Origin of the sequence: Pontibacillus yanchengensis Y32 (assembly GCF_000770635.1) — a bacterium.
Taxonomy (GTDB): domain Bacteria; phylum Bacillota; class Bacilli; order Bacillales; family BH030062; genus Pontibacillus; species Pontibacillus yanchengensis.
In genome coordinates this window covers 1-12,079 of sequence record NZ_AVBF01000013.1, presented here as the reverse complement: position 1 = coordinate 12,079, position 12,079 = coordinate 1, and the positions used below count along the sequence as shown (strand labels likewise).

At 37.7% G+C, this 12,079-nt stretch carries 14 protein-coding genes; 11 read left to right on the top strand and 3 right to left on the bottom strand.

What is annotated here, in order from left to right:
• From N782_RS06450 to N782_RS06405, 11 genes are all read left to right on the top strand, one after another.
• On the top strand, positions 1–786 hold the full coding sequence (locus tag N782_RS06450; RefSeq protein WP_036817612.1) for an enoyl-CoA hydratase/isomerase family protein: 786 nt from the start codon (positions 1–3) through the stop codon (positions 784–786).
• An 11-nt stretch (positions 787–797) separates the two neighbouring features.
• Positions 798–1,772 (top strand): quinone oxidoreductase family protein, encoded by a 975-nt coding sequence (locus tag N782_RS06445; RefSeq protein WP_036817610.1) that lies wholly within the window; start codon positions 798–800, stop codon positions 1,770–1,772.
• 235 nt (positions 1,773–2,007) lie between these two features.
• A complete protein-coding gene (locus N782_RS21470; RefSeq protein WP_161783077.1) occupies positions 2,008–2,157 on the top strand; it encodes a hypothetical protein in 150 nt (49 codons plus the stop codon).
• A gap of 274 nt (positions 2,158–2,431) precedes the next feature.
• Entirely contained in the window at positions 2,432–2,614 is a 183-nt protein-coding gene (locus tag N782_RS21770) for a hypothetical protein (RefSeq protein WP_036817606.1), read from the top strand.
• 79 nt (positions 2,615–2,693) lie between these two features.
• Positions 2,694–3,173: a PH domain-containing protein gene (locus N782_RS20640; protein WP_052111204.1), complete on the top strand. Its 480-nt coding sequence runs from the start codon at positions 2,694–2,696 to the stop codon at positions 3,171–3,173.
• Positions 3,170–4,627, top strand: coding sequence for a PH domain-containing protein (locus N782_RS06430; protein WP_036817604.1), 1,458 nt, complete (start codon positions 3,170–3,172; stop codon positions 4,625–4,627). Before N782_RS20640 ends, N782_RS06430 begins: the two co-directional genes overlap by 4 nt.
• Before the next feature lie 189 nt (positions 4,628–4,816).
• A complete protein-coding gene (locus N782_RS06425; RefSeq protein ID WP_036817600.1) occupies positions 4,817–5,476 on the top strand; it encodes an HAD family hydrolase in 660 nt (219 codons plus the stop codon).
• Between the two features lie 101 nt (positions 5,477–5,577).
• Complete coding sequence (locus N782_RS06420) at positions 5,578–6,045, top strand: GNAT family N-acetyltransferase (protein WP_036817598.1); 468 nt, start codon at positions 5,578–5,580, stop codon at positions 6,043–6,045.
• Between the two features lie 71 nt (positions 6,046–6,116).
• Positions 6,117–6,785: an HAD family hydrolase gene (locus tag N782_RS06415; RefSeq protein WP_036817596.1), complete on the top strand. Its 669-nt coding sequence runs from the start codon at positions 6,117–6,119 to the stop codon at positions 6,783–6,785.
• Positions 6,786–6,833: 48 nt separating this feature from the next.
• The gene (locus N782_RS06410; protein ID WP_036817595.1) at positions 6,834–7,187 is read left to right on the top strand and encodes a VOC family protein; all 354 of its coding nucleotides are present in this window, start codon (positions 6,834–6,836) and stop codon (positions 7,185–7,187) included.
• Positions 7,188–7,456: 269 nt separating this feature from the next.
• A complete protein-coding gene (locus N782_RS06405; RefSeq protein WP_036817767.1) occupies positions 7,457–8,392 on the top strand; it encodes an LCP family protein in 936 nt (311 codons plus the stop codon).
• Between the two features lie 28 nt (positions 8,393–8,420).
• Here the strand turns inward: N782_RS06405 and N782_RS06400 are convergent, their stop codons facing one another.
• The 3 genes from N782_RS06400 to N782_RS06390 form a co-directional block, all read right to left on the bottom strand.
• The gene (locus N782_RS06400) at positions 8,421–9,182 is read right to left on the bottom strand and encodes a YwaF family protein (RefSeq protein ID WP_052111203.1); all 762 of its coding nucleotides are present in this window, start codon (positions 9,180–9,182) and stop codon (positions 8,421–8,423) included.
• 233 nt (positions 9,183–9,415) lie between these two features.
• On the bottom strand, positions 9,416–10,852 hold the full coding sequence (locus tag N782_RS06395) for an NADP-dependent glyceraldehyde-3-phosphate dehydrogenase (RefSeq protein ID WP_036817759.1): 1,437 nt from the start codon (positions 10,850–10,852) through the stop codon (positions 9,416–9,418).
• A 304-nt stretch (positions 10,853–11,156) separates the two neighbouring features.
• Entirely contained in the window at positions 11,157–11,825 is a 669-nt protein-coding gene (locus N782_RS06390; RefSeq protein WP_036817593.1) for a type 1 glutamine amidotransferase domain-containing protein, read from the bottom strand.
• Positions 11,826–12,079 lie beyond the last annotated feature (254 nt).

Here is a 12,079-nt window from a genome sequence, read left to right as displayed (position 1 = left end):
ATGATAGAGGGAAATGAACATTTACACATAAACGTGGAAGGTCCTATTTTATCTTGTACGCTTAACAGACCAGATCGGTTAAATGCATTTAGCGAAGAAATGATTACAGGCTTGAAGCGGGCAGTGGAAGAGGCTGATCATAATGAGGCGATTAAAGTTATAACGATCGCAGGTGCCGGTCGCTCTTTTTCAGCTGGTGGAGATGTGAAAGAAATGGGCAAAGCGACTGCTAACCATATTTACGATCATGTGGGGGAGCTCAATGAACTTGTCATGGCTATGAGGAATTGCTCTAAACCTATTGTGGCTATAGTCCATGGGTTTGCGGCTGGTGCAGGCTGGAATGTTGCCCTGGCATGTGATCAAATCCTAGCTGCAGAAGAAAGTCAGTTTGTTCTTAGCTTTGCTCAAGTAGGTTTGGTTGCCGATGGTGGCGGGAGCTATTTTCTAACGAAGAAACTTGGTCCCTATAAAACAAAAGAGCTTCTATTTAATGCTGAGCCGATTACGGCTGAGTACGCAAAAGAACTAGGGTTAGTGAATCGCTTGTACGCAGGAAGTGAACTAGAGGATCAGGCGAAGGCTTACGTTCAAAAGCTTGCAATGGGACCAGGAAGAGCGTACGAAATGATGAAGAAATTAGTGAATCAGGCAGAGACATCTGATCTGGCTAGTGTTTTGGAGCAAGAACGGATAGCCCAAACGTTTATGATTAGTACCGAAGATCATCAAGAGGGTGTGCAAGCTTTTACCAATAAACGAAAACCAACCTTTACAGGAAAATAAGGAGGAAAACAATGAAGGCTATTCAATTTGAAGAGTATGGCGGTCCTGAGGTACTAGAAATGAAGGAGTTTACAAAGCCTCAACCTGATGAGGGAGAGGTGGTATTAAAAGTAGAAGCCATTGGCGTGAACTATGCGGATACAGCAAGGCGTGAGGGAGCGTACGTTGTACCTACTCCTTTGCCATTTATACCAGGAGCTGAAGTTGCCGGAGTGGTAGAAGAAGTCGGTGCAGATGTTACCACGGTGAACAAAGGTGATCGTGTGGTAACGCTTATCGAAAAGGGCGGATATGCGGAGTACGTTACAGCCAATGCTCACACCTTAATTTCCATCCCTGAAGGTGTAGCTTCTGAGACAGCGGTAGCGTTGCCGTTACAAGGGCTTACTGCTTATCATATCATCACAACGATGGGACATTTGGAAAAAGGAGAGACTATTCTAGTACATGCCGGTGCTGGAGGAGTCGGTTCCCTCGCTATTCAACTTGCCAATCATTTTGGAGCAGGAATGGTTATTGCTACAGCGAGTACAGAAGAAAAATTACAACTAGCCAAAGACTTAGGAGCGGATGCCGTCGTAAATTATACAGAGTCTAATTGGCGTGAACAAGTGCTTGAGGCTACAGGTGGCAAAGGTGTAGACGTAGCTCTAGAAATGGCCGGCGGAGATGTGTTTCATGAAACCGTAAAATGTATGAGATCCTTTGGTCGTGTCGTCGTTTACGGGGTTGCGAGTGGTGAGCCAGCATTAATGTATCCTTCTGGATTGATGAACCGTAACTTATCTGTGATTGGGTTTTTCCTTCCACAGATTATGAAACGAAGAGAATTACTGATGAGTAGTATGAAAGAATTATTAATGCTAACACAATCAGGGGATCTAAAACTAACCATTGGAGGCGTTTACCCTCTCTCCGAAGCTGCGAATGTGCATGAATTGTTGCAAGGGAGAAAGACGAAAGGCAAGCTTGTACTTGTACCATAGGACGCATTTTAAGAGAGCAATCGATTTCCATAAAGAGAATGATTCCTTTATGGAAATCGATGCAAGATTTGAATGGAGTTTTGTTAAATGAAAAAGGGTGGCCTATTAATTATCTATAATAGGTCGCCCTTTTTTACAGGGTTACTTACCCTATCAATTTACTACAGGATGTCTATATGGTAAATTGTGGTTATATTTTCAGGTGTTATCACTTGTTATGGTAAGGAGAGGTTTCATGTCTGATAAAGATCAAAAAGATGAGAAGAGTTTGAAAGAATCCTTTTTTGGATATCTAGCAGATGGATGTACGGTTGTTAGTTGCTTAAGTATTCTTTTAGTAATCATGACTATATTAACTGTGCCAACAATCTTGTTAGTACTTTGATTAGAGGTGCTACTAGCAAAATCATAACCTGCCCAAAATAGATATGACATCAGAAGGTGCAACAGGCTGTACCATAGGATGTTTGAACATAATTCTTGTGGTGGTGCAGGTAGTAATTGGCTTCTCTTCTATGTAAAAGTCTTATTCCTATATACATAAAAATGCTTACATATGATCTTGGATGGAATATAGATTATATAGTGAAACGAATTCATCTTCCATACGTAGGAAAAGGTGTTGAAATTTTATGTGAGCATTATAAGGGGGAAGATTAGTGATTCACAATAAGCAAATGTTTTTCATCGGTATGTTCTTTATTGGTGTACTTTCTACTTTTACTGGAGAACTAGTTACATTTATAATGTTATTTTTGATTTTAATTAGTCTGGATCGCCTGAATCAAACGATTGAAAAGTTTTATCATGATTGGAAGGAGAATAAGAATACACCTTCCTAGTATGCCACTGTTTCCAATTCATGATAATAGTTGATACACTATGTAAGCACCTATCAAGCAAAAGAAAGGAAGAAAACAGTTGGAAGAAGAAATAGAGAGTATTCCGCTACCTAAAGAAGCCACATCATATTTTCGTGTTACATATTTATCTGAGTTACTTATTAACCTTATCCTATCAACTGGAGTAGCTGTAGCATTATATTTTTCAGCTTGGTCCATTTGGTATGCAATTCCGCTGTTTGTGATTACGATACTATGGATTATGTATCGATGGGGCTGGTATGCAGAACAGAGAAGAAAGAATGTGTGGTATCAAATTTATGAAGACCGAATTGTCCTTCATAGTGGGGTCTGGTCAAAGAATTTAGTTACGATACCAATGTTCCGCATACAGCATGTTTCTATTAGAAGGGGACCTTTACTACGTCATTATAAATTATCTAATGTTACATTTTATACAGCTGGAAGTGCGTATGATATATCTGGTATGCAGGTAGATAAGGCTCAGGAAGTGAAGGATGTCGTCATTTCCTTAGCGAAGGCGAGGGAAGAATATTGAATCGTCAACACCCCTTCGCAATGGTGCAATATATGTTTACCTTCATAAAAGGATTTATATTTTGGTTAATTGTCATATCCTTTTCAGAGATTCGTAATGGCCAATTCCTTTTCCCTTCGTTGTACTTAATTGGAATGATGTTGGTAGGGTTTGTCATTGGTTTACTACGCTGGCTTAATACGCGCTATGATCTAGATGAAGAACATTTTCATTTGAAAAAAGGGATCATTTCTAAGACGCATGAAACGTACCCGCATATAAAAATATCTGGAGTTCATTATCAATCCAACCGTTTGTTGGAATCCCTTGGACTGACTAGTATTTCAATCGAAACGGCTGGTAAAGCGACAGGGGCTAGTGCAACTCTATTTCTAAAAAAAGAAGAAGCCTATAAGCTTGAGCAAAATATCATTTATTATGCTCAAGAGTCAGGGAATGAAGAGTTGACAGCCAATGATGAAGAGAGTACGGACGATAAAAAGAGAAATGATTTCGTTCTTCCTTGGAAATATCTTATTATCATGAGTGCTACCTCTAACTCCTTTTATATCGGTTTTGCAATCATAATATCGTCTCTCAATCAAGTGTATGATGTCTTATCCTCCATGTTCGAGAATTCCTTTCTGTTTTCTAAGGTTGAGGAGTTTTCGTTATCAGGTCTGTTTCTAAGTAATCCGGCGTTATTTTTTACGATGATCCTTATTTCAGCACTTGGTTCTTGGGCAATCGGAATCATTATCCTGAGTCTTCGTTATGCGAATTTTACAGTACGAAGAGAAAAAAACACGATTCATATTTCCTATGGCCTTTGGACAATGAAGAATATTTCATTGGAAGTCGATCGAATTCAGGCTATTCGTGTGCAAGAGGGAGTCGTTCGTAGATGGATTGGCTTTAGTTCCGTTGCATTTGACAGTATAGGGTTTGATGCTACAGGGGAAGCAGAGGAAGCGGTTCTCCTACCTTTAGTAAAGCGAAATCAAATATGGTCTCTTATCAATAAAATAGTGCCTGAATTTTATGTAGAGCCTAATCTAACGTATTCACCAGCTCGTGCTCGGATTCGTTTCTATCTACGAGGAGCAATACTACCGCTACTCGCTATCGTAGGAGCTGGATTTATTTGGTCGATGTTGTGGTGGTTAGGTGTCATTGCGCCATTGTTAGTCTATCTATCGGAGTTACGCTATCGAGACAACGGTATTCAAACTGTATCGAATAAAGTCATTACGTCTAGTAGAATCATCCAAAAAGAAACAGTTGTTATCCCATGGCCAGGACTGCAGTCTGTTATGAGGCGAGAGAGCTTTTTCCAGCGACGCCGCTCACTTGCTACATATGAGTTGGCTGTTGCAACCGATCAGACAACGTTATTATATAAAGTAGCTGAGCTAGATACAAATCTTTATCCTTCCATCATAGAGTTTTTACAACAAGAGGATTCTAGAAAATGAGGAGGATAAGTGTATATGGAACATGCGGGTTATAGAAGGGGTCCATTATGAATGGGTCTCTTCTAGTTTTAAAGCTGCAGATTATATTATTTTTTTAGATGTCGAGTATAAAACAAGGATATATAGTACTCGGCAATGGGAAAGATATATAGAATTAAATAAAATCATTACAAGAATAGGGTTGAGTACATGGTTAAGGCTGTATTATTTGATCTAGACGGCACACTTTTAAATCGGGATGCTTCCGTAAAAGCCTTTATACATAACCAATATGAACGGTTTCAAGCCTATCTGAGTAGTATTCCAAAGCAAGAGTACGCAAATCTCTTTATTCATTTAGATGACAGAGGATATGTTTGGAAGGATAAAGTATATCAACAAATAATAGAAAAGTACTCACTAGCTGGTATTACTTGGGAAGCGCTTCTTGCGGACTATATTCATCATTTTTGTGAGGATTGTGTTGCTTTTCCAAACCTAGTCCCCATGCTAGAAGAATTAAGGGAAAGAGGTTACAGATTAGGTATCATTTCGAATGGAAAAGGTTCGTTTCAATACAATAATGTAAAAGCATTAGGTATTGAAGATTTGTTTGACCTCGTGTTGATATCTGAATGGGAAGGGGTTAAAAAGCCTAACCCTTCCATTTTCACAAAAGCATTACAGGAATTAAATATCAACGCTGAAGATAGTGTATTTGTAGGGGACCATCCGGAGAAAGACATTCTAGCAGCTAATAGGGTAGGTATGAAAACGATTTGGAAGCAGGATCAACAGTGGAGTCAGCCAGAGGCCGATGGAGTTGTGGGTGATTTAAGAGAGTTACCTTCTCTATTAGAATCTTTGTAATGTTCATGAAAAATGGATGGTGCTTTCTACTAATGGAGGAGCGGGAAACACTTCTCTTTCATTGTTAATCTATTAAAGTGATTTGGTAAAGGTAGGTTTATATCATGTATATTTTGAAACCATTAACACAAGCACAAGCTGAAGAAATAGCATATAAGTGGCATTACGATGGTGACTATTCGTTTTATGATATGGAAGCGGATCAGGAAGACTTGTTGGAATTTTTAGATCCAGCACAACGTGGAGACTCTTATTATGCTGTTTTTGATGATGATCAAATGATAGGCTTTTTCAGCTTCACACAAAAAGATGACCATACCATAGATATTGGATTAGGTATGCGACCAGAAAACACGGGGGAGGGAAATGGGGAAATCTTTGTACATGCTGGAATAGAATTTGCCAAAAGAACGTATCACCCACCTCACATTACTCTTTCCGTAGCAACGTTTAATAAGAGAGCTATAAAAGTTTACGAGAACATTGGTTTTCAAAAAGAGGACACCTTTATGCAGCCTACCAATGGAAGCAATTTTGAATTTGTTAGGATGGTTTATGACTGTGAGTAATATTTATCCCTAGATAAAGTAGAAGTTATTTTATGTAATCCTTAAATGATACATAGGGAAAGGAAGATAACATGATAAAAGCAATTATTTTCGATTTTGATGGCTTAATCTTTGATACAGAAACCTTTGAGCAACAATCATTTGAAGAAGTATTTAACTATTATCAAGAAACCTTTCCTAAGGAAGAGTGGCTTAAAAGCATTGGCAGCTCCGGAGATTTTAACCCTTATGAGGAGCTTTTGAAACGTAATACCCATTTATCTGAAGAAGAGGTAGAAAAGCAACGAGAAGATCATTACCAGCGAATCATTCAAAATAAAGGACCACGAGCTGGTGTTCTCGAATACATAAAAAGGGCCAAACAGTTACAACTACATTTATGTCTTGCTTCAAGTTCATCAAGAAAGTGGATTACTTCGCATCTACAAATGATTGGGATTGATATAAATCAATTTGATTTTATAAGCACTTCTGATGATGTAACGCAAGTCAAGCCAGATCCTGAGCTTTATAACAGAGTACTAGACCATTTCGACTTGCAACCAAGCGAAGCGATTGTATTTGAAGACTCTCCTAATGGGTCACTCGCAGCAATTCGTGCTTCTATTCCTTGTGTAATCGTACCAAATAGTGTTACGCAACAACTACAATTTGACGATCGAATTTCACTTCAACTTACTTCAAAAGAAGAAAAGAGTCTTGATGAAGTCATTGAATTTGTAGAAACTAGCATTGGTTAATCAAGGTGATATGATAAAGAATAGTAATTAAAATAGGAGGTCTTTCATATGAAAGTACTAGGATACCGTTATGTTACAGTGTCTAAGGATAATATGGATATGGTTAACTTTTTTGAGAATACATTAGGTATTCCGAACAGTTGGGAACAGTCAGAAGACTATCAAGGTGGGGTGTTTAAAGCTGGAGATAGTTGGCTCGAGTTCTGGAAAACCAGTGAAGGGATGCCTGAAATGACAATGTTGCAGGTTATTGTTGATGATGCTGATGAATATGCTGAATATGTTAAATCGAATGGTGTAGAAGTGCAAGGTCCGATGAAAGAGCATGGTGAGAAAATGTATTCCTTAACTGCGCCTAATGGTATGCCTGTTACGATTCAATCTTCTGTTACAATGGATTAATAATTAAGTAATCTTATTAAAACGCCTATTGTTGGGCGTTTTTTTGATGAGTAGGAATAAAAGATATCAAGAATGGTAGATAATCCAATGGTAAAATAGTAATATACAGAATAAGTACGAAGCAATAAACCTGCATATAATGAAGTGAACAAGCTAGTAGGTAGAAGGTAAACGGATTATTCCTTAATAATGAAATATATCTTAAACTTGATTACCTTGACGTAACAATGGAAGTAGTGGAAGGGGGATGTGGGTTGGAAACAAATCGAATGGATAAACGCAAAAAGAAACGGAAACGAACGAAAATTCTTATGGGGTTATTTGCTCTTTTTTTGGCACTGAGTGCTTATGTGGTGTATGAATATTGGGCTGGCAAACGTAGTGCTAATTCTGAAATGACGATAGAAACCCAAGCGGATTCGACCGATTTTAACGGTGAAGAATCTCCTAAAGGAAAAACCAATGTCTTATTATTAGGTATTGACCAACGTGGAGATGAAGTGACAAGATCAGATACAATTATGATTGGTCAATATGATGCTGAAACGAACAAAGTGAAACTTGTATCCTTATTAAGAGATACATACGTGAATATCCCAGGTTCAGGTTATCAAAAGTTAAATGCAGCATTTGCTTTGGGTGGACCAGAATTAATGAGAAAAACAATACAAGAGAATTTTGGTATTCATTTAAAGTATTACGCGGTTGTGGACTTTAATGGATTTGTAAATATAGTTGATACACTGGCTCCAAATGGGGTTGAAATTGAAGTTGAAAAGGATATGTATTATAAAGATGGCGCGGGTACAATTGATTTGAAACAAGGCAAGCAAAAACTAACGGGGAAAGAGCTTCTTGGGTATGCTCGTTTCCGGAATGATGCTAGAGGAGATTATGCACGAGTGGAAAGGCAGCAGAAGGTTATAAAAGCTTTGAAAGATCAAACACTTTCCTTTACTGGTATCACAAAACTACCTAGAGTAATCGGAACCATTCAACCATATCTCGAAACAAATATGGGAGCTCCAGCCATTTTAGGATATAGTAAAAATCTCATCATTAATCCCCCGGAGCAAATCGAAACCCTCTCGATTCCTACAGACGTCTATCATACAGATCAGTATGTCAATGGAATTGGAGCGGTTATTTCGCATAATGAGGAAGAAACAAGAAATAAAATTCAGGAATTCCTACGTGGAGAATAAGTAGTGATAATAAACCAATCGGCTCGATTCAAGAGTTGATTGGTTTATTTTTACGTAAGCTTGAATACCTCGTAAAACTATTACGTGCAAAAAGTCTGTAAATCCCATACATTCCCAAAAATAGGGCAAAACAGAATAATTCTAGATTAATGTAATACCATACGCCACTACCAAGGATATCTAATGGAGTACTCACGTCAGGTGTGCTTGCTAAGAATAAATAGTTCGTTCCAATTAGTCGATTAAGTATAAAAATAAATGCGGCGTACACATTTAAATACGCGAACATTTCCAATAATGATCGGAATGTTATCGTAGTAGAGGTGACTAGAATTAAAAACACCCCAGCCCATGCAAGTGCCATGTGATGTAAGAAAAATTTCATAAATCGAAAATGTGGAAATGAATAAAACACTTCAGGCGTAAGCAAGGTGATGATGGCTGGAATAATTCCAATAAAGTAAATGATTTGAATTATCTTTTTATTATATGTAAGAAGCGCAACCATAGCTAGTAAAGAAGCAACTCCACATAAGTGAAGGGGAGCATGATCCTCCATGTTCCAATTTTGATTCGCTAACCCCCAAATCGTATGGCCTACTTCAGCAATTAAAAGCAAGCTAAATAAACTCCATCTTGTAATCTGCTGAAGGCGTGTATTCATAGTAAGATTTTTATGATTAATAAGCAATAAAACTAGTACAGCAAATAATGTTCCTAACATAATAAGATGGCTAGTAGATAACACTTCAAATTTGTTCTGTATTTCTAGATTGAACCACTGGGGCATGTATATCATCCTTTTCAAGGAATATATTACCAATCATTGTATCACGATTAGTTATGAGCTTGGTAGAATTCTTTTATTAACTTCCTATTAAATCATTGTAAATGACTAGAATATGGGCGAAATACATAAAAAAAAAGTAGTCCAGTTAAAGGTACAAAGGAAGGGTTGTACTCAGAAACGGAACTACTTTTATGATGGTGCTTTGCTTTTTTAAGAATAGGATCTCATTATATTTACATGTTAATGATGGTTACTTTGTCACGAACAACAGAAAGAAGGCTTTCTTGTATTCCTTGAACACCAAGGCCAGATGCTTTTACACCTAAGAATGGGAAGTGGTCTGGACCACGCTCGGTTTTCGCATTTAATTGGACAGAACCTACTTCAAGTCTATTAGCGATAGAGATAGCTCTCTCTGTATCTTTAGAGAAGACACTGGCCTGTAAACCATATTCAGATTCGTTGGCAAGACGAATAGCCTCTTCTTGGTCAGATACTCGAATGATAGGAAGAACTGGACCAAAAGGCTCTTCCCAAGCAACGTTCATATCAGCTGTTACATGATCTAGAAGAGTTGGATATAACAAGTTGTCTTCACGCTTGTCACCTGTTACTACCGTTGCGCCTTTTTCTTTTGCATCATCAATAAGATTTTGTACATCATCAGCACTCTTCTGATTGATTAGCGGAGTAATGGTTGCGTTATCTTCTGGCATACCTACAGATAAATCGTCTACTTGAGCTTGAATTTTGCCAGCAAGTTCATCTGCGATTTCATCTTTAACAAGGACACGTTTAATTGCAGTACAACGTTGTCCAGAGTAACTGTACGCACCTTGTACAATCTCTTTTGCTGTTTTATCAAGGTCAGCATCTTCTAATACGATGGCTGGGTCTTTACCACCAAGCTCTAGAACTACTGGAATCATGGACGATAATTCTGAAATATGACGGCCTGTACCTGTTCCACCAGTGAATGTAATCATATCAACACTTGGATGCTGAACAAGGAAATCTCCAATAACAGATCCACGTCCTGTAGCAATCGTAATGAGTTCTTTAGGAAGTCCTGCATCGATTAATGCCTCAACCATTTTAATACCACTAATCGCACCTTGTGTTGCAGGCTTGAAGATGACGCTGTTTCCTTGCATTAATGCAGGGGCAATTTTTGATGCAGAAAGGTTTACTGGGTAATTGAATGGTCCAATAGCTAAAATCGTTCCTAATGGAGCTTTTTCTACCATACCAATTTTTTGCGGAGAACCACCTTTAAAGCCGTCACCACGTTTGACATCTCCATCTAAACGAAATGCTTCTTCTACCGTGTACCGGATGTAGTCTGCAGTACGAGTTACTTCGGAAACTGCTGAACCTTTTTTCTTCGCTACTTCATTCATAATCGCATGTCCAATATCTTCTTTACGCTCCTCAAGAATATCTGCCCATTTCTTGAGAATATCTCCTCGGTCTTGGATAGATTTAGATTCCCATGCCACTTGTGCTTCCACTGTAGATTTTATAGATGCATCAAGCTCTTCCTGTGATAGAGAGGGAACCTGCCCTATTAGTTCATTTTTATGAGGGGAATAAATATCTACGGTTTTATGAGAACTACTTACGTTCCATTCTCCATGAATTAAGGTTTTTACAGTTTGATCTGTTGGTATTGTCATGTATAAAACTCCTTTTCATATTAAATGTTCCATCATATAGTAATAATTTTTAATACGATTAGTATGTGTACCGATCTTAGTTAACTATTGTATGACTGAAAGATGAAATATGCAAAAGAAAAATATTATAACATAATGTAAGGGCTTAAGAAAGCGTTTTTATATAAAAACGACATAAATTTAATAAAATTTTACAAGGTAGGTGTTGGATATAAAAAGGAAATTATGGAAGGTTGAAGAATAAAAAATATTAATAAAACCCCCAGGTATAGAGGAATAACCTGAGGGTGTTTGTCACTTATTCATTTAATGCTTGTACTACTTTCTCTGCAGTACTTTCACTAGACATAGGATTTTGACCAGTTACGAGGTTGCCATCACGAACAGAGAAATCACTCCAGCTGTCGGCTTTAACAAATTCTGCACCTTTTTCGCGTAGTTTACTTTCAAGTAGGAATGGCATATAAGCATCTAAGCCCATTCCACGTTCTTCTTCATCTGTGAAGGCATTTACTTTTTTGCCTTTCACAATTGGGGTTCCATCAGAATAAGTAGCATTCACAAGACCTGCTGGACCGTGACAAACGGAACCGATTACTTTATCTTGATCTGCGTATTTCTGTAATGCATATTGGAGAGCATCGCTATCAGGGAAATCGAACATGGTACCATGTCCCCCTGGTAGAAAGATGGCATCATAATCTTCATCTACAATATCTTTCGTCAGAGCTTCTGTGTTTTCTAACTCATTACGAGCTTCTTTCCAATTTGGCGTTTCCTCTTCAGGAATACTATTAGGATCTAATTCTACTTTGCCACCTGAAATGCTAGTAGTACGAACCTCATACCCTTGTTCTTTGAATGTGTTATAAGGGGCAGCAAACTCTTCAAGCCAAAGTCCTGTCTTATGGTCTTCTGTAATACTTGTGTGATTTGTAACAACCATTAATACGCGTTTTGTTGACATACAATAGATCCTCCTTAAATAAGATAATGAAGTTACTTTGATGGTTTAATCAAAGTACTAAAAATTATAACTCTTTATTTTTGAATAGATGAAGTGAAGTGCTCAAGGAATAGGTTATTATTTTATAGTTGACTCTGCTTAAGTTTGTTGTTGAACAACTAATCAAAATAGCCTTATATAAGATAAGAAGCATAATCTGGAAGGCTTGGATTCGAGATAATTTATATAATTACCATTACTAACTGGTCTAAAAA